24 protein-coding genes are annotated in these 18828 nt (G+C 29.5%); 19 read left to right on the top strand and 5 right to left on the bottom strand.

Annotation, left to right across the window (positions count from 1 at the left end):
• The first annotated feature begins 11 nt into the window (after positions 1-11).
• The 13 genes from ACR0P1_RS03110 (at position 12) to ACR0P1_RS03050 (ending at position 10805) form a co-directional block, all read left to right on the top strand.
• Complete coding sequence (locus ACR0P1_RS03110; protein ID WP_432644950.1) at positions 12-461, top strand: NADH-quinone oxidoreductase subunit B family protein; 450 nt, start codon at positions 12-14, stop codon at positions 459-461.
• Positions 458-1582 (top strand): nickel-dependent hydrogenase large subunit, encoded by a 1125-nt coding sequence (locus ACR0P1_RS03105; RefSeq protein WP_432644949.1) that lies wholly within the window; start codon positions 458-460, stop codon positions 1580-1582. Before ACR0P1_RS03110 ends, ACR0P1_RS03105 begins: the two co-directional genes overlap by 4 nt.
• Positions 1583-2608: a 4Fe-4S binding protein gene (locus tag ACR0P1_RS03100; RefSeq protein WP_432644948.1), complete on the top strand. Its 1026-nt coding sequence runs from the start codon at positions 1583-1585 to the stop codon at positions 2606-2608.
• Positions 2605-3972, top strand: coding sequence for a 4Fe-4S binding protein (locus ACR0P1_RS03095; protein ID WP_432644947.1), 1368 nt, complete (start codon positions 2605-2607; stop codon positions 3970-3972). Before ACR0P1_RS03100 ends, ACR0P1_RS03095 begins: the two co-directional genes overlap by 4 nt.
• A 4-nt stretch (positions 3973-3976) precedes the next feature.
• Complete coding sequence (locus ACR0P1_RS03090) at positions 3977-5023, top strand: hypothetical protein (protein WP_432644946.1); 1047 nt, start codon at positions 3977-3979, stop codon at positions 5021-5023.
• A 15-nt stretch (positions 5024-5038) separates the two neighbouring features.
• Positions 5039-5929, top strand: a complete 891-nt coding sequence (locus tag ACR0P1_RS03085; RefSeq protein WP_432644945.1) for a formylmethanofuran--tetrahydromethanopterin N-formyltransferase — start codon at positions 5039-5041, stop codon at positions 5927-5929.
• 9 nt (positions 5930-5938) lie between these two features.
• Positions 5939-6871, top strand: a complete 933-nt coding sequence (locus ACR0P1_RS03080; RefSeq protein WP_432644944.1) for a carbohydrate kinase family protein — start codon at positions 5939-5941, stop codon at positions 6869-6871.
• 55 nt (positions 6872-6926) lie between these two features.
• Positions 6927-7751: a 4Fe-4S binding protein gene (locus ACR0P1_RS03075; protein WP_432644943.1), complete on the top strand. Its 825-nt coding sequence runs from the start codon at positions 6927-6929 to the stop codon at positions 7749-7751.
• A 16-nt stretch (positions 7752-7767) separates the two neighbouring features.
• The gene (locus ACR0P1_RS03070) at positions 7768-8403 is read left to right on the top strand and encodes a CBS domain-containing protein (RefSeq protein WP_432644942.1); all 636 of its coding nucleotides are present in this window, start codon (positions 7768-7770) and stop codon (positions 8401-8403) included.
• A 200-nt stretch (positions 8404-8603) separates the two neighbouring features.
• On the top strand, positions 8604-9245 hold the full coding sequence (locus ACR0P1_RS03065; RefSeq protein WP_432644941.1) for a queuosine precursor transporter: 642 nt from the start codon (positions 8604-8606) through the stop codon (positions 9243-9245).
• A 409-nt stretch (positions 9246-9654) separates the two neighbouring features.
• Positions 9655-9930, top strand: a complete 276-nt coding sequence (locus ACR0P1_RS03060; protein WP_432644940.1) for a 2TM domain-containing protein — start codon at positions 9655-9657, stop codon at positions 9928-9930.
• 3 nt (positions 9931-9933) lie between these two features.
• A complete protein-coding gene (locus ACR0P1_RS03055) occupies positions 9934-10374 on the top strand; it encodes a LytTR family DNA-binding domain-containing protein (RefSeq protein ID WP_432644939.1) in 441 nt (146 codons plus the stop codon).
• Between the two features lie 8 nt (positions 10375-10382).
• A complete protein-coding gene (locus tag ACR0P1_RS03050) occupies positions 10383-10805 on the top strand; it encodes a DUF3021 domain-containing protein (protein ID WP_432644938.1) in 423 nt (140 codons plus the stop codon).
• Between the two features lie 38 nt (positions 10806-10843).
• On the opposite strand, the gene ACR0P1_RS03045 is transcribed toward ACR0P1_RS03050, so the two are convergent.
• Positions 10844-11245, bottom strand: coding sequence for a DUF3795 domain-containing protein (locus ACR0P1_RS03045; RefSeq protein WP_432644937.1), 402 nt, complete (start codon positions 11243-11245; stop codon positions 10844-10846).
• 282 nt (positions 11246-11527) lie between these two features.
• Between ACR0P1_RS03045 and ACR0P1_RS03040 the strand changes: the two genes are divergently transcribed.
• The 4 genes from ACR0P1_RS03040 (at position 11528) to ACR0P1_RS03025 (ending at position 13193) form a co-directional block, all read left to right on the top strand.
• Entirely contained in the window at positions 11528-12085 is a 558-nt protein-coding gene (locus ACR0P1_RS03040) for a 50S ribosomal protein L15e (RefSeq protein WP_432644936.1), read from the top strand.
• Between the two features lie 30 nt (positions 12086-12115).
• A complete protein-coding gene (locus ACR0P1_RS03035; RefSeq protein WP_432644935.1) occupies positions 12116-12538 on the top strand; it encodes an RNA-binding protein in 423 nt (140 codons plus the stop codon).
• A gap of 84 nt (positions 12539-12622) precedes the next feature.
• A complete protein-coding gene (locus ACR0P1_RS03030) occupies positions 12623-12796 on the top strand; it encodes a hypothetical protein (protein WP_432644934.1) in 174 nt (57 codons plus the stop codon).
• Positions 12797-12857: 61 nt separating this feature from the next.
• The gene (locus ACR0P1_RS03025) at positions 12858-13193 is read left to right on the top strand and encodes a carboxymuconolactone decarboxylase family protein (protein WP_432644933.1); all 336 of its coding nucleotides are present in this window, start codon (positions 12858-12860) and stop codon (positions 13191-13193) included.
• A gap of 16 nt (positions 13194-13209) precedes the next feature.
• On the opposite strand, the gene ACR0P1_RS03020 is transcribed toward ACR0P1_RS03025, so the two are convergent.
• Positions 13210-14142 carry a CPBP family intramembrane glutamic endopeptidase gene (locus ACR0P1_RS03020; protein ID WP_432644932.1) on the bottom strand — a complete coding sequence of 311 codons (933 nt, stop codon included), beginning with the start codon at positions 14140-14142 and terminating at the stop codon, positions 13210-13212.
• Positions 14143-14316: 174 nt separating this feature from the next.
• Here ACR0P1_RS03020 and ACR0P1_RS03015 point away from each other — a divergent pair, with 174 nt between their 5' ends.
• The gene (locus tag ACR0P1_RS03015; RefSeq protein ID WP_432644931.1) at positions 14317-15066 is read left to right on the top strand and encodes an ABC transporter permease; all 750 of its coding nucleotides are present in this window, start codon (positions 14317-14319) and stop codon (positions 15064-15066) included.
• Between the two features lie 9 nt (positions 15067-15075).
• Positions 15076-15828 carry an ABC transporter ATP-binding protein gene (locus ACR0P1_RS03010; RefSeq protein WP_432644930.1) on the top strand — a complete coding sequence of 251 codons (753 nt, stop codon included), beginning with the start codon at positions 15076-15078 and terminating at the stop codon, positions 15826-15828.
• 123 nt (positions 15829-15951) lie between these two features.
• On the opposite strand, the gene thiD is transcribed toward ACR0P1_RS03010, so the two are convergent.
• The 3 genes from thiD to proS are packed head-to-tail and all read right to left on the bottom strand — an operon-like array spanning position 15952 to position 18774.
• The gene (thiD, locus tag ACR0P1_RS03005) at positions 15952-16686 is read right to left on the bottom strand and encodes a bifunctional hydroxymethylpyrimidine kinase/phosphomethylpyrimidine kinase (RefSeq protein ID WP_432644929.1); all 735 of its coding nucleotides are present in this window, start codon (positions 16684-16686) and stop codon (positions 15952-15954) included.
• A gap of 3 nt (positions 16687-16689) precedes the next feature.
• The gene (gene cofC, locus ACR0P1_RS03000) at positions 16690-17361 is read right to left on the bottom strand and encodes a 2-phospho-L-lactate guanylyltransferase (RefSeq protein WP_432644928.1); all 672 of its coding nucleotides are present in this window, start codon (positions 17359-17361) and stop codon (positions 16690-16692) included.
• Positions 17362-17370: 9 nt separating this feature from the next.
• Positions 17371-18774, bottom strand: a complete 1404-nt coding sequence (gene proS, locus ACR0P1_RS02995; protein ID WP_432644927.1) for a proline--tRNA ligase — start codon at positions 18772-18774, stop codon at positions 17371-17373.
• Positions 18775-18828: the final 54 nt, after the last annotated feature.

Below are 18828 nucleotides of genomic sequence, written 5' to 3'. Positions count from 1 at the left end.
AGAGGGAGTGCATGTTAGACGCTGTTAAAGATGCTGTGAGGAAAAGTTCAATTCATGTCTGTATTGTAAATTGCGGAGGATGTAATGGATGTGATGTTGAAGTTGTTTCATTATTGTCTCCAAGATATGATTTAGAGCAGTATGGTATTTATGTTCAAAATAATCCTCGTGAAGCTGATGTCTTATTGTTAACTGGTGCGGTAACTGAACAATGGGTTCATAATCTAAAAAGAGTTTATGATAAAGCTCCAGAACCAAAAATTGTTGTGGCTGTTGGAAACTGTCCTCAATCTGGAGATGTATTTGCTCAAGAAGGTGGTAAAGTTTATGCACCTGCATCTAATTTTATCCCGGTTGATGCAGCTATTCCAGGATGTCCGCCTAGGCCTAGTGAAATTTTAGAGGCTATTTTGGCTGTGGGTCCTCAAGCTATTGCTGATCGTGGGAGGGAAGAAAAATGATTGTACCGATTGGTCCTATCCATCCAGCTTTAAAAGAACCTATAAGACTTAAACTTCAAACTGAAGGAGAAAGGGTTGTTAAAGCAGAAATTGAATATGGTTATGTTCACAGAGGAATTGAAAAAATAATTGAAGGACAAACTTGGCAAAAAGGAATTTATCTTGCTGAAAGAATATGTGGTATTTGTTCATATGAACACACTCAAACATTTGCAGAAACAATTGAAAAGATTTCTGATGTTGATGTTCCTGTAAGAGCTCAATTCTTAAGAATAATTACAAATGAATTGGATAGAATTCAAAGTCATCTTCTTGCTAATTCAACATTCTTTAAATCATTGGATCATGAAACATTATTTATGCATGTTTTGGAATTAAGAGAATATGCAATGGATTCAATTGAGTTATTAACTGGAAATAGAGTTAATATGGGTTGGAATGTTGTTGGTGGAGTTAGAATGGATGCTGATGAGCGTCATTTTAAACCAATATTGGAGAACCTTAAAAAAATTGAAGATGGTTTTGAGACTACTAGATCATTATTTGCTGAAGGTCCTGCATTAGCATTAAGATGTAAAGGAATTGGGCACATGAGTAAAAAAGAAGCTATTAAAGGGCGTGCTGTTGGTCCTATTGGAAGAGCTTCTGATATTAAGGAAGATTATAGAATTGGTCATTATACTTATGACGATTACTTTGATTTTAAGGTAATTAGAAGGAAAGAAGGAGACAACTATGCAAGAACATTAACACGATTTGATGAAATTCCAGAATCAATAAGCTTGATTAGACAAGCTATTGAAAACATACCTAAAGGTGAAATTCGTACTCCTGCCAATTTAAAATCTGGTTATGCAATGACTAAAAATGAAGCACCTCGTGGTGAAGTTAACTATATGATTGAAACTAATGGTAATTTAATTAAGCATATTTCTATTAGAACTCCAAGTATTTCAAATATGGATTCTTGTGCAAAATATATGATTCGTGATGTTCCAACTGTTGCAGATGCTGTTGCAACTTATGCATCATGTGATCCTTGTGTTGCATGTGCTGAAAGAGTAGCTATTACTAATGAACATGGAAAAACAGAAACTAAAAACATTTATGAGGTGATATAAGTGTCATCTCTAATGTGGTATATTTTTGACTTTGCAAGAAAAGCATGGGCTGATGCATTCACTAATGCAAAAACCAATCCAGAAATTGCAGAAAAACCAGAAAGATTTAGGGATTTTCCTAAAGTAAATAAAGAATATTGTATAGGTTGTGGAGCATGCACTGTTTCATGCCCATCTCCAAATGCGATTAAACTTGTAAGAGAGGAAGATGATGAAACAGGTGAGGGTTTAACATACCCAGTTATCACACCTGGTGCATGTATACGTTGTGGTTTTTGTGCTGAAGTATGTCCTACTGATCCGAAAACATTGGAATGTGGTTTAAATCATTTAATTTTGCCTGAATTCAATCTTATTCCTTCAAAGAGGCAGTATATTGTTGATGATTTTTTATGCATCAAATGTAAAAAATGTATTAAAAAATGTCCTGTTGATGCAATAAGTGTTATTGATGGAAATGTTGTAGTAGATCAACTCAAATGTATTTCTTGCGGGGAATGCCTTGATGTATGTCCTGTTAGTGGTGCAATGAAAGGAGTGTTTGTTGATAACTTACAAAATCAAAAAGAATTGTTTTCATTAATTGTAAATTATCTTGAAGATTTCATTAATAATAAAGAGGAGGATTTAAGACAATTAGACCCTAATGATCTTTTACAGTATAATGTTCCTCTTTCTGAGATTTGGGATGATGCATTAAAGATAATGCCTGATGAAGAAGTGGCACTAGAAATTATCACTAATGCAGTTAATAGGCTTAAAGTCAGAATTATTGATTGGGATGAATCAAAATGTGAAAAATGTCAATTATGTATTCCTGATTGTCCAACTAACTGTATTTCATTTGATGAAGTTAATGATACAATTGTAAGAGATAAAAATAGATGTTTAAGATGTAGTATTTGCTACCAAACTTGTCCATTTTCAGTTATCAAATATTTCATGGCTAAATTTTCCTTAGATGATAATGAGAATATTCATGTTACTGTTAAAGCATCTAATTTAAATGAGAATATTGTGGAGTGAGTGTTATGATTGATAATTATACTAAAACACCAAGACCATTAAGACATGTTGATGTTGATTACTTGATAGATCAAACAAAATGTGCGAAGTGTGAAGATAAACCATGCCTTAGTTCTTGTCCTATTGATGCAATTTATTTTGATGAAGATGAAGGTTTAGTAAAAATAAAAAGTACTTGCTTTGGTTGCGTATTATGTCGTAATGCTTGTCCATATGATGCTATTTCTCTTGATGTACATATGGATTCACCTATAAAAGAGAATATTCCAAACATTAATGTAAAATTATGTAAGGCTTGTGGCGCATGTGTTCAAGCATGTAAAAAAGGTTCAATACATGTGGTTTCAGATGGAAAGCAACCTCCTCACAGTGAAATAGATAAAGATACTTGTGTACGTTGCGGATACTGCTTTAGAGTATGTCCAACTGATGCAATTAAATATGGTAAATTGCTTCCTAAAACAGTCAAAGGAGGTAAGGCAATTGTTGTCAATCAGAACAATTGTATTGGTTGTATGACATGTACAAGAGTTTGTCCATCAACTGGTGCTATTAATGTTGCTAGAACTAACAAATTACCTTATATTAATCCAGGATACTGTGCAAGATGTGAAGAATGTATGCATTCTTGTCCTTCAGGAGCTATTAAGTATTCTTCACGTAAAAAAGCTTATAAAATGTATAGTGAGATAAAATCATTTGATATAGTATCAGGAATCGTTGATCATGATACTAAAATGCTTTCACTTGATTTAATCAGTTTAAATACAGTTTTACAGAAGGTAGGTAAATCAATAGCTTTGGAATTTAATGACCAAAGTTTTGAAAACTTCATTGAGTATAAAGTAAATGAATTAATGGAGAACGAATTGAATATTAGCCTTAATTCAAATATAGAAGTTGGAGAGTTTACAAGACTTATCGGATCTTATTTAATGGATAGAAACATTGAAGTTTATGATAAGAAATGTATTGCTTGTGGAGAATGTTATAATGTGTGTCCTGTAGATGCAATTGAATTAAATGGTCCAAATCCAATTACAATTGCTGATAATTGTATTTATTGTGGAAAATGCGTTGAAGAATGTAAATTTGATGCAATTGGAGCATATGATGACTATTTCTATAGTAAAGATGCCGATTTATATTATGCTAGGTCTTATTTGCATGGTCAAAGATTGGGGGATTTCACACTTTCAAATCATAAATGCCAAGCATGTGCCATTTGTGTAAAAAATTGTCCAACTGGTGCATTAACTTTAGGTGATGATATAATAGAGTTTGATAGTGAAAAATGTATTTATTGTAGAAATTGTGAGGCAATATGTCCTCTTGATGCAATCAGAATAGTTAATTTCAGGTGATTTAATGTTTGAAAAATCATTTATTACTGATTGTGAGGGTCCATTGACATTAAATGATAATGCATTTGAATTAGCAGATAATTTCATTGAAAATGGTGGGGATTTATTTAAAATTCTTAGTTTGTATGATGATTATCTGGTTGATGTTGTTAAAAAGGAAAATTATAAGGCAGGTAATACTTTAAAATTAATCTTACCATTTTTTGTTGTTGAAAATCTTAAAAATAAAGATTTAGTTGAATTTTCACAAAACCATATTTATTCAGTTGAGGATTCAAAATTTCTTTTAACTTACTTGCAAAACGTAATGAATACGTACATAGTTAGTACTAGTTATGGTCAATATATTGAAGCGATATCTAATTATATGGATTTGCCTTTTGAAAATACATTTTATACTAAGGTAAATCTAGATAACCTTACACTAACTAATGAAGAAATAGTAAAAATTAAGGAATTCAAACAATTAATTTTAGATAATCCTAAAGATTATGAATTATTTGATGATATTTTTTTCTCACAAATAACACAAATGGGGATATATGAAAATATCCAAGATATTGAGGTAGTCGGTGGACAAGGAAAAAAATTAGCTATTGATGAAATCATTGGAAGGGACAATATCAATAAAAATAAAATTTTTTACATTGGAGATAGTATAACTGATGTGGAACCTTTAGAATTTGCTCATAAAAACAATGGTATCAGTGTATCATTTAATGGTAATGAGTATCCTCTTAAAGTTGCTGAAATATCTATTGTATCTCCAAGTGCGGTTGCAACTGCAGTAATAGCTAATATTTATGCAAAATACGATAAAAATAAAGTAATGGAATTTATTAATGATTATAACAATTTAAATGATTATGAAAAACTGTTTAATGATTACAATATTGATAAGGAAGTTAAAGATAAATTTTTCTCAGTTTTCACTAATGAAGATTACCCAGTAATACAAATTATCAATGAAAACAACTTTGACGAAATTTTAAAGATCAGCAAAGAAATGAGAAACAATATTCGTGGTCAAGATATAGGTGGATTAGGTTAAAGTAGGTGTATTAAAATGAGTTATGAAAAAGTAGAGGACACATTCTTCGAAGCATTTGAAGGAAAATATGTAAGGGCTTTAATCACAGGTCCTAATGAAAAAATTGTAAAAAGAGCGGCTTATGATTCAACTTCAACTCCTAGTGCAGTTATTGGTAGAGTAGAAGGTGGTGTTGAAGGATTTTTAGATAAATCTCAAACCCCTGATGGAAGATTTGGTGCTGTTGTTCAATATTGGTTAGGTGGTGATGATGTTGAGAAGTTTGCTTTTGAATTATCATACAGGTTAAGGCAAGATGTCTTAGTAAAACCGTTTACACGTATTTTTGATTATTCTACTTCTGATAGTGATGAATACATTGAGATGATGGATATTGTTGGGCACTGTGGTGATGGATATGAATGGATTGTTGATGAATATGACAGAAAAATGATTAATGTTCCAATTGCAGTTCCAGATTTCCAAATTGAAGAAAAGTTCAAAATCAATGATGGGATTATGGGTGGAAACTTTTGGTATTTATGTTCTACCCCGGAAGATGTAATAGATGCTGGTGAAGCGATAATTGATGCGATTATGAATGTTGAAGGAGCTACTGCTCCATTTGATATTTGTTCTGCAGCTTCAAAGCCAGAAACAAACTTCCCTGAAATTGGACCAACCACAAATCATGTTTATTGTCCTTCCCTAAAAGAATCTTTAGGAGATGTTTCTAAAGTTCCAGAAGGTGTTAACTATATTCCTGAGGTAGTAATTAATGCAGTGGATGAAGAATCTATGAATAAAGCAGTTAAAGCAGGTATTGATGCTGCTTTAGAATTTGAAGGTATAATTGGAATATCTGCAGGTAATTTTGATGGTAAACTTGGAGATAAAAATATAAATTTATTAGATATTTTAAAGTAAGGTTTTAAAATGGAAATTCTAGATGATGATATTAATGCAGAGGTAGTTGGATTTGGAGCATTGAATGTTGATAAACTGTATTCTGTTGGAAACATTGCTTGTAAAGATGAGGAAAGTTTTATAAAATCTGAAACTAAAACTCCTGGTGGTTCTGCAGCAAATACTATAGTGGGTTTATCAAGATTAGGTTGTTCTACCTCCATTATTGGAAAAATAGCTGAAGATGATGATGGAGACATTATAGAATATAATTTAGCTATTAATGGTGTTTATTCAAATAATCTAATCTACTCAGAAACAGGATCAACTGGAAAATGCTTAGGATTTGTTGATGGGAATGGTGAAAGGTGCCTTTATATTGATCCGGGAGTTAATGATGAAATTCAAATAGGTGAAATTAATCCCTTAAACATTATGAGATGTAAAATAATGCATTATACATCTTTTGTTGGTGATTCTTTTAAAACTCAAATAGAATTATTGAATTCATTAAATAAAAATACTGTATTGAGTTTTGATCCTGGAATGTTATATGTTCAAAAAGGATTCAATGAGTTAAAACCTATTCTTGATAGGACTAATATATTACTTATTAATGAATCTGAATTAAGATTATTGTGTAATAATAATGAAGCTTCCTTAAAAGATTTAGCTATTGGTTTTCTTGATTTAGGAATTGAAATTATTGTTGTAAAACTAGGAGCAAAAGGAGTATTTGCAATGGATAATTCAACAAGTTGTTTTGTTGAATCATATGAATGTAATGTTGTTGATACTACTGGTGCTGGAGATAGTTTTAACAGTGGATTTTTATATTCTTTCTTAAAAGGATATGATTTAGAAAAATCTTGTAAAATCGGAAATTGGGTTGCTAGTAAATCTATTGAAGGATTTGGAATGGATAAATTTCCTTCAGTTAAGGATTTAGAGGATTTCTTTTAAGTGAATTTAAGATAATAAAAATATTAAAATAAAAAATTGATTAGTTGGTATTAAAATGAATGTATCTTTTATAAAACAGATGAAGGATTTGGAACGTGAAGTTCTTTTAAAATCTGTTGAATTAGATGATGATAATGATGATTTCCAATTTGAACTAGATAATTTTAGTGCACATGATGAAATCATTGCAATTGCACCTAAATGTGTTAGGTGTAATACATGTGTTGGAGAGTGCCCGGTTAATGCAATTGAACCAGCTAATATTTTTAGAATAGCTAAAATAACTGATAAATGTGTTAAATGTGAAATTTGCATCCAATCATGTCCAGTTTCTGCAGTTAAATTAATTGATAACTCAGTTGTTTATGATAATAATGAAGAAGATACAGTTGAATATAAATTGTCTAATGTTAGTTCCCGTCATAGGGTAATTCGCATGAACAGTATTTCAATTGATTATTCAGATGATAATAATTGGTATGATTGTGCAAAATTATGCCCAACTAATGCATTCACTCTTGAATTTAAAGACTTCTTTGATGATTTGGATATGGATTTAGGCATTGATTTAATTGATGATGAGTTATATCCACATATTAATGAGAAATTGTGTATTGGATGTGGAGCTTGTGTTGAAATATCACTTAATGACAATGCAGTAGAATTGGATCGTTATATTGGACCAATTATTCACAGTCGTGTTATTGAGGTTAATCATGACCTGTGTGTGAATTGTTTTTTATGTGAAGAAAATTGTCCAATGGGAGCTATTGAGTTGGTTGATGGTAAAGTTGTTTTAGATGATGATAAATGTATTAGATGTATTGAATGCACTCGTCATTGTCCAGTATTTGCTTTAAAAAGAGTTGAAATTGAATAAAAAATGGGGTTTGTTTATGAGAGCTAAAGAGTTAATGGATAAGAATTTTGTATATTTAAATGCAAATGATAGTGTAGTTGAAGTTTCAAAGGTAATGGAAGAGATTAGGCGTTTTACCTGTCCTGTTGTAAATGATAATAAACAATTGATAGGATGGGTAACTTCTTTTGATATTACTAAAGGTTTAAGAGAAGGCAATGAAAAAATTTCAGAAATAATGAGTGGTTATGAAGAAATTGGTACTGTTCATGCAGAAGATCCTGCAAGAAAAGCAGTAATTTTAACTGCAAACAATAAATTTGTAACTGTACCAGTTGTAAACGATGATAATCAAGTAATTGGAATGGTTCGTGCTTGTGATATTGTTGAGTTGTTATCTGAATTATATGATATTAAAGTTTCAAAATTATATGAGGCAATGCAAAATCAGCTTAGAGGTGTTTCTTGGGAAGAATTGATGGCAGCATCTGCTCTTGTTTCTCAGAAAACTACTGGTGTTAAAATTTCTCCTGAAGATTATGAAGCTAATATTATGAATTCTACTTTCGGTGAAGCTATTTGGTCTACTGGTGGTCTAGAAAAATTCTTTGCGGGTTTAATTTCTGTCGGTGAATTGGTGCTTGCTCGTAGAGTTGGAAAATCAAGAAGATAATATTATACTCTCATATAAAGAACTCTTAAAATTCAAATTGGATTATGTATTCTAAAGTTTCAATCTATTTAATATTGAATCTTTAGAATAATTCATTAATTTAAGTTTATTTTTAAAATATATTGCTTATTTTTTTTAAAACCTGAGTTAACTTTTTTTAATGTTAAATTTAAATACTTTTAAAACCAATATTTTCTTGTATGAATTTGAATGTTGATTTCACTGAAAAACGTGTTATTATTACTGCATTTTTCTGTATGGCATTCACAATAGCAAACTTAATCACTGTTAAAGTTATTAATATTGGGTTTTTAGGTATGGAAACTCCTGCTGGTGTTTTAATTTATCCATTAGTATATATTTTAACAAATGTAATTGCAGAGGTTTATGGTGAAAAAGTAGCACAAAGGACAATTATTTTGGGTCTTTGTGTAGATATTTTATTTGTTTTCATGACAACTTTAATATTGTTCTTGCCTTCCCCATCATTCTATACTGGAGATTCAAGTCTTGAATTTGTATTTACACAAACCCCAAGAATTCTTGTTGCATCTTATATTAGTTACTTAATTGGTAACTTTGTAAATGCAAGGATTACTGCTAAATTAAATAAAGGTAAAGATTATTCCTCTGTTAAAAATTTAGGAATTATTGCTTTTAGTGAATTGATCGATAATTTCATATTTATTGGTCTTGCATTCATTGGTGTATTTGCAGTTACTGATATTTTAATAATGATTATTTCTCATTGGATTTTAAGTTTGATTTGGAGTGCAATTGCTCAGCCATTTACAAAAATGACTGTAAAATGGGCTGAAAAAGGAAAACCTGCAGAAGTTTAAATTATTTGGGATTTATTTCTCTCATTTTTTTATTTTTTTATTATTTTTTAATCAAAATTGTATTATTCTATTTTAATTGTTATTTTTTGCATTTTAGTTTCAATATTTCGCATCTTAAATGTATTGTTGAATATCCATTTATATGGTCTTGTACTAAGTTATATTATTGAATGATGATACGGTGGATGTAAGAAAATGTTGAAAGAGTTGATGTAAAAATCAAACTTCAAGAAAATTTATTTAAATATTTACTTGTAAATATTTATTTGTTGTATTTCTATAAAGTTGGGTATTTGACTGTTTAATGTTAATTTAAGAAATTCTCTTTAAATAACATTTTTAGAGCGTATTTTATTCATCATATTGTGAAAAAACATGATTATGAAAACTTTCAAAAAAAGGTGATTAAATGGATGGTAATTTAAGAGTAATTGCTGAGAAAAGAGCTGATGCAAAAATCAAGTTTTATAAGGATTTTTTAGTTTATGTTGTTGTTAATGCAATATTGGTGGTAATTAACTTTTTATTTACTCCAGAATTCTGGTGGGTAGTATTTCCATTATTCTTTTGGGGTATAGGAATTGTAATTGATTTTTTAAAAACTTTTGTAGTTAATAATAAATTCGACACTGAAAAGTACAGAGAGCAAAAAATTGAAGAAGAGATGCAAAAATTAAGGAAATAAACTATGAAGGTAAATTTATTTGTTTCAAGAGATATTGAAGAACCATATGCAGATATTCATACTAATGAATTAACTGATAACATAACAAAGGCAATGTCAATTTTAGAAAGTGAAGATTCAAGTGAATTATTGGCAGTTAAAAAAGGATCTGACATTGTACTTTTGGGATTTGATGAAGTTTTTATGCTTAGAGTTGAAAATAAGCAAGTTAATGTATACACTGAAAATCAGGAGTATTTTATTAAAAAACCATTATATCTTGTTGAAGAAATTTTAACAAGTGATTTTGTTCGTATTTCAAAGACTACTATTGTTAATTTAAAAAAGATAAATAGAGTAGCTCCTTCTCTTAAAGGAATGATGTTCATTGAACTTAAAAATGGTTTAAAAGACAATATCTCAAGGAAATATTTGCCAGAATTTAAACGGGCATTAGATTTGTAGGTGATTTTATGGTAGTTAAATTAATTGAAAGATTATCATTAGGTGCTTTTATAGGTTGTTTTATTGTAATGTTTATCATGGTTTTAATGTCTTTCCAATATGGTCCCCAAAACATTCAGTTCAGCGGTATTGATGTAATAAATGCATTTTTTGGTTCTATTGTTAGTGGATGGGCATTCTCATTAAGTTGTTTTATTTATGACAGAGAAGATATTGCATTTCCACTTCAAGTGATATTTCAAATGGCAGTTGGTATGGGAGTATTATTTGCAATTGCAGTATATTTAAAATGGATGCCAATTGATTTAGGAATTGGTCCGATAATAACATGGATCATAATAGCATGTATCTTTGGAGCAGTATCTTGGGTGGGGTTTTACATTTATTATTATTTAGTAGCACGTGATTTAAATAATAAGTTGAATAATTAGAAATTTACTTAAATATTGGAAATGGAAGTTTAAACTTCTTATTCTTTTTTAGCCCCACATTCGCTACATTCATGTGTTTGAAATTTAATAATTCCACCACATTCATTACATAACCATCGTTCACGATCTTGACTCATAATTCGCCCAATACCTGTGGTCTTTATTCTTTTAGCACTTTCTAATGTGTTTAAATCATGTCTTTTAATGTATTTTTTTGAGTGCTTTTTTATTAATGGACAGGGAAATTCACTACAACGTCCGCAATAACTAAAATTCTTGGAATCAAAACAAGTTTTAATTTTGCACTTCAAACTTGATTTGTTCTTTCCATCATTGCTTATTAAGCATCCAGCACAGGGATTTTGATATCTTTCACAGCTGATGCAGTTAATTCCACAAGGGGATAGTAATTTTGGATCTAAAGTCTCAGGCATTTTCATAATTTCACACTCATTTAAGAAAAATTATATATTCATTTATTATTATATTATTTTATAATTATCATATGTTGTGATATTGTGGCATTGAATTATCATTAGTTATTGATGAAATAATAATGATTGAATTTAAAAGATTGATTTTACTTATTTTTACGATACATTTATAAATACATAAAACAAATATTTTATTACTGTTATTTTTAACAGTAAATAAATTTACTTTTTTATGGGACAAGTTCCCAAAGGATGTGGCCTTCGTGGCTGAACAAAAAGGTGTTATTTATGTATAAATATATTAGAGATGCATGGAAAAATCCAGATGAGTCTTACGTACGTGAACTCATGTGGCAAAGAGCTCCTAAATGGAGAAGACAAAAAGCTGTTCAAAGAATTGATAGACCTACTAGACTCGACAGAGCTAGAAGTTTAGGTTACAGAGCTAAAAAAGGTTTCGTTTTAGTAAGGACCAGAGTAAGACGTGGTGGAAGAAGGAAAACTCGTCATTTCAACGGTCGTAAACCTAAAAGAATGGGTGTAAACAAAATTACTCAAGCAAAATCTCTTCAAAGAATTGCTGAAGAACGTGTAGCTAAAAAATACCCTAACTTAGAGGTATTAAACTCTTACTGGGTATGGGCTGACGGAAAATATAAATATTTCGAAGTTATTTTAGTGGATCCACAAAGTCCTTCTATCATTAACGATAAAAAAATTAATTGGATTTGTTCTAAAAAACACACTAACAGAGCTTTAAGAGGCTTAACTAGTGCTGGTAACAAAGGACGTGGAATTAAATCTAAAGGAAAAGGATCTGAACAAGCTAGAAGAAGAAAGTTATAATGTTTCTTCTTTCTTTTTTTTTCGATTTAAATGATTCATAATATTAAATTCAGAGCTTTCGTTTATGAAAATGAAAGTATTGATGAAATTTCTCAAGCTATTTTAAATTTACTTCCTGAAGCTGAAATTGAAGTGGAAGAAGCTGAAGGGTTATTAGAAGATAAAATTCTTATCTTAACTGGTGTTGTGTCTAAAAAGAGATACACAAAGGCTTTTTTTAATAAACTTTTGGAATCTGTTGATTTAAATAAGTTAAATGATGATTTAGAGAGTAAAATGGATGAAAAAGGAAATTGGTTTTTAAGATTTGATAAAACTGATGCTCTAGATGAAAAATTAACTATTTTAGATAAAGGAGATTCAATTCATTTAAAAATCAAAATTGCTGCTTTTCCAGCTAAAAAACAAATAGCTGTTGATAAAGTGCGTGAAGCTATTTTATATAATATTTAATGGAAAACAAGGTAAAATTTTACCAGTATTTTTTTTATTTTGTATTGGTGTATTTTTAGTTAATGTTTCATATTCATGATGATAATGGAATTTATAACTGGAAATATTTATTTTCAGGGAGTAACAATTAAATTTCGTGAACCTGGAAGCAGTATAAGAATTTTAAATATTGATAAATTTGCTGTTAAACTTGCTAAATATTTATCTAATTTATTATCAACAAATAACGATAGAAATTCTACATATTGTAATTTCTAATTAATTATTTATATTATAAAAAAATAATTTAATAATTAATCATATATTGAGGGAGATTTACATGAAAGATCAAGTATATTATGGAAAAGGAATAAATCAGTTAGAAGAAGATAATGCGGATTTATATGAAGTTGTAAATAATTTAAATTCTGTTGTTTGGAATGGTAAAGCATTAGATTATAAAACTCAGAAATTAATAGCTATTGGTATTGCTGCTTCTCGTGCAGATGCAAGAGCTACTAAAAAACAAATGCAAAGTGCTATCCAGGAATTAGACATTACTAAAGATGAAATTGTTGATGTTTTAAGAGTTGTTTTATTAACCTCTGGAATGCCCGCATTTTCAAAATCCCTTCAAATATTAAACAGTATTACAGCAGTTATAGAAGAAGAATGATTCTTCTTCTCTCTTTTTAACCTATAATTTGCATAATTATTTTTATAATAAAATACATTATAAAACAAATCATTCCAATATTTAAAAACATGGTTTTTAATGGTTGTTTTAATGATATTTCTGTTTTTTGACCATTGAATTTTGCTTTTTTGTATTTTAAAAGTTTAGTTAACCCAATAACTAACATAATTATGAGTACTACTGTGTATATTAGTACAAAACTCAAGTCAAAAGAATTAATTGCACCAGTAGTTAAATTAGTAAAACTGTTAGCCCAGAATAAACTTACAACTGATCCCATCATGTTTATAATTATATGTAATAAGATTGTATATGTGAGTTTTCCAGTTTTTATATAAACATATGCAAAAAATCCACCGATTAATGTACAATAAAAGAATTGGTTTAAATTTCCATGGAATAGTCCAAAAAGAATTGCAGACAATATAATTGATACTCTAGCTCCATATTTAATTGTTCTATCAATTAATAGCTTTCTAAAGAAATATTCTTCAAAAATTGGTCCAATAATACTTATCAGTAAGACATTTAACCATAAACCAGCAGAATGAATCAAGTTTTGAGCAGGATTGGATATGTCAATTTGGAGGACTCCACCAAGTAGATTGGTTATTATAAGTCCAATGATATTTCCAATCAACATTAATGTAATTGTAATGCAGATGTATATTAAAAATGTTTTAACATTTAGTTTATTGGTTTCTAGTTTTTGAGTATCTAATTTTTTCATTAAAAATACTAAAATAGGAAATGGCAAAAGATAATTACTAATACTACTTAGGATTGTCAATATTTCTATACTATTGAGAAGTTCTGGTTTTGTAAATGTAATGACATCTGTTAAAATAGTCATGATTATGAATGCAGATATTGCATAAATCAGATAATTGAATCCTATTTTTGAGAAAATTTTTTTATTAGAGTTCATTTTAATCACTAACTATATTTCTTATTATTTAAGATATCTTTTCTTTTTTATACATAATTTTTTTAGGTTGAATTGTTATTTATTTTATTAAATGGATAAATGGTTCTTTTTTTTAAAGTTTTTATATTATGAAAAGTAAAATTATTAGTGTATTAATTTTTAATAAGTGATTTAATGTTTGAAAATTATAAGAATAAATTTATTCCTTTGATTTTACCAGCAATTCTGATACTATTTTGGTATCTCATAACTAATGCTTTTGGATTATTTAATTCATATATCTTGCCAGGTCCTTTAGATGTGGTGAATTCAGCATTAGTAGTAATTGAAAATGGTAAGCTCTTAAGTAATACTATTGATACATTGTACAAAGTATTCGCTGGTTTAATATTAGCATCTATTGTAGCTATTCCTCTTGGAATTGTACTTGGATGGTATAAAACTTTAGAAGACATATGTACTTTTGTAATTAGTGTTTTAAGACCGATTCCACCTGTTGCATGGATTCCATTTTCTATTTTATGGTTTGGAATAGGTACTTTTCCAGCAGTATTTATTATTTTCATGGGTTGTGTCTTCCCAATTTTAATTTATACAATTGATGGTGTTAAAAGGACAGATAAGGTTCTGGTTGAATCTGCACAAACTCTTGGTGCTAATGATGGAAATATTTTAAAAAGAATAGTATTACCTTCTGCTGTACCATATATTGTTTCTGGTTTGAAAGTTGGTATTGGTATTGCTTTAATGTGTACCATTTCTGCTGAAATGATTGGATCAAGTAGTGGTTTAGGTTATATGATTTTAACTGCAACAAACCTTTTCGATACAGGTACAACAGTTGTTGGTATGTTGGTAATCGGTTTGATTGGACTTGTATTTGACTTTGTATTTAGCAAAGTCCAAGATAGGATCTTTTGGTAGGTGTTTTACATGTCAATTGAAGTTAAAAATATTTATAAAAAATTTGAAACTAAAAAGTCAGAAAATTTATCTGTTTTGGAAGATATTAATTTAACTATTGATGATGGTGAATTTGTATGTCTTTTAGGACCTTCTGGATGTGGTAAAACAACTCTTTTAAGATTAATTGCAGGTCTTGAAACTCCAAGTTCTGGTGAAATTGTTGCAAATGGTGAAGTTGTCAAAAAGCCTTCTGGAGACAGAGCAGTTATTTTCCAACAATATTCCTTGTTTCCTTGGTTAACTGTTCTTCAAAATGTAACATTTGGTTTGGAGATGACAAAATCCGATTCTAAGGAAGAAAATATTGCTGCGGCTGAAAGGTATTTGAAAAGTGTCGGTTTAATTGACTTTAAAGATAGCTATCCGCATGAACTTTCAGGTGGTATGAAACAAAGGGTTGCAATTATTAGATCTTTACTTAATCATTCACCTATCTTACTCATGGATGAGCCGTTTTCTGCAGTGGATATGCAAAATAGACATAGTCTTCAAGAACAGCTAATTGGAGTTTGGAAAAGATTTGAGAATACAATTGTTTTCGTAACTCATGATGTTGACGAAGCGATTTATCTAGCAGATAAAATTGTCGTTTTAGACAAAAATCCTGGTAAAATTGCAGATATTGTTGATGTAAATCTTGAAAGGCCAAGAAAAAGACAATCTCCAGAATTCATTGCTATTCAGGAAGCTATTGTCAGTGATTTAAATATGGAAGAATAATTATATTCTTTTCTCTTTTTTTTTATTAATTGCTCAGTTTTATTTTTTTACTGTTTGATAAATGGTAAAATGGTTATTTATATTGTATTTTAGTAATATTACAGTATTAGTAGCTTTAAAAAATTATATTTTAGCTATTAATGTACCATAATTTCCATTTTTTATTCCTTCATACACATAATCCAGTGCTTTTATGATTGATGTGTTAATGTCATTATTTTTAGCAAGATATGCAACAATTGCTGAAGATAAATTACAGCCAGTACCATGTAAATTTTCTGTTTTTATTAATTCTTGCTTGATAGTTGTAACTTTATCATTAATGTTGATAGTGTTTAAACCATCTAAATGACCTCCAGTAATGATATTATTGCAAACTATCTTTTTAGAAGCTTTAATGGCATCTTCTTTTGTTTTTATTTTTAAATTTGTTAATTTTTCAGCTTCAGCTATATTTGGTGTGGTTAATATTGAATTTGGAAGTAAATATTTATTAAATGCATCTGCAATGTCTTCTTTTGTTAAATCTCCACCTGATGTTGCAACCATTACAGGATCAACTACTGCCTTTAGATTATATTCTTTAATCTTTTTTGAAACTAATTTGATAATTTCTGGTGAATATAGCATTCCAGTTTTAACAAATTCCACTTCATATGACTCAAAAACAGAATCCATTTGCTCTTCAATGTATTCTGGTGAAACAGGTGATGTTGAAAAGAATTTGTAGGGGTTTTGTGCAGTAATAGCTGTAACAATTCCAGTTCCATAAACTCCGATAGCCTGAAATGTTTTTAAATCTGCATAGATACCAGCACCAGCTGATGGATCAACACCTGCAATAGACATTACTATCATTAACTAACTCCTTGTCACTTTTAAACGTTCACTTCCACGGTAAGGTTCTACTTTAACTTTAAGTTCCTTTAAGTATTTTCTAGTGTGAGTATGTTCTCCGTGTATCATGATTTCACCTAAATCTTCAGCAGTGTTAACATCTAATGCCATAAATAGGGAATCATGAACTTGTGGATTTAGTTTTTTCCTCTCAGCAGCATTCACATGCTCTTTGTAACTAAATCCTTCAAATTTAGTATGTATTGCCATAGGCTTCATAATAATCATATTAGTCCCACCTCCTTTTGATGGGACTATTATGAAATCTAAGTTTTTAGAAGCTTCAATTAACATTGAGATATTTGTTTTCCCAATTAAGGGAACATCTGAAGGAACAATGATTACTTTTTTTGCTTTTCCTTTGCATTCTTTCATAGCTTGTTTCAATGCTTTATTCAAGTTTGAATCTTCATTTTCCAGGATAGTATTTAGGTTTAAGCTTTTAGCGTACTTTAGAACGTCTTCATCTCTACTAATAATGAATATTTTATCTACATGTTTTTTTAAAGCTTCAGTTACATCTTGAAGCATTACTTTTAAGAGTTTTTCCCTTTCTTCCTCTGATAAGAATGGGGAAAGTCTTGTTTTAGCATTTTTGAATTTACTAACTGGAATTATTGCGTAGAAATTATCCATTGTAATCACTTAGTATGTTTTAGCTATTAAAGCGATATATTTTGCATCTCCTTTACCGGAAATACATTTGCCTTCATAGACTTCCTCTTGGATACCTAAAATGTCATATCCTGTTTCTTCTTCAATTTCTTTACCAATAGATTCATCTCCACACCAATAGAACTTAGCAACATTGCCAGATTCAACAAGTTCTTTAACTTCTTCTAAGCTTTCTGTGAATTTAACATGATTTTCTTGGAAGTTCCAAGCAGATGAAGATAAGTTTTCTTCGGTTTTATTTAATAAATCAATAACATTATCAGTTAAAGAGTCATCAAGAGCAATTTCGATTTTTTCTCCTTCATCTCTTCTCATAGCTATTGTAATATTGTTTTCTAAGTCTCTAGGTCCAAGTTCAAGTTTTAATGGAGTTCCTTTTAATTCCCAATCGTGGAATTTTTTACCAGGTCTAATGTCTCTATCGTCAATATTTACTCTGAGTCCTGCATCTTCTAATTTGGTTTTAATTTCACTACATTTTGCTAAAACTTCTTCTTTTCCTTTTTTAAATAAGATTGGAATAATTGTAACATGGTTTGGTGATACTTTAGGTGGTAAGCGCAATCCAATTTCATCTCCATGAATTCCAATCACAGAAGCAATTACTCTATCAGATAATCCAGCACAGGTTTGATATACAAGTTTGTGTTCTCCATCTTTGTCTTCAAAGGTTATATCAAATGTTTTTGCAAAAGTCTGACCTAAATTGTGGATAGTACCAATTTGTAATGTTTTACCATTAGGCATAATTACATCAAAAGCCATTGTATAATCAGCACCAGGGAATTTATCCCATTCTGGTCTTTTAGAAATTAAATAAGGAAGTCCTAAATCATCAAAGAATTCTTTATAAATTGCAATAAAGTCTTGGATTTGTTCATCAGATTCTTCTTTAGTTGCATGAGCAGTATGTGCTTCTTTAAATGTTGTAATTTCTCTTACACGAATTAAAGGCCTAGTATGTTTTGTTTCATATCTAAATGTATTTACAATTTGATAATATTTAATTGGAAGATCCATGTGTGTTCTAATCCATAAAGAGTACATTGGATAAATTGCAGTTTCACTGGTAGGCCTTAATGCTAATTGTTCATTCAATTCTCTTTGACCACCTTTAGTTACCCAGTATACTTCGTCTTCGAATCCTTTTACATGAATTCCTTCTTTTGCAAGTTCACTTTCAGGAACAAGCATTGGGAAGAGTACTTCTTCGTGATCTTTATCTAATAATTTTTTAATAATATTCATTGTGTGTTTTCTAATTTGAAAACCGTATGGCATCCATACTGCCATTCCTTTAATAGGATATCTTGAATCAGTAATGTCTGCATTTTCTAAAATATCATGAAACCATTCATCAAAATTTTCCACCATATCACCTAATAAATTTTATAACATTAAATTTTTTGTTTTTAATAAGTATTAAAT

Origin of the sequence: Methanobrevibacter sp., from assembly GCF_050872065.1 — an archaeon.
Lineage (GTDB): Archaea > Methanobacteriota > Methanobacteria > Methanobacteriales > Methanobacteriaceae > Methanocatella.
The sequence above is the reverse complement of the archived record's forward strand: the minus strand, read 5'-3'. Positions and strand labels throughout refer to the sequence as shown.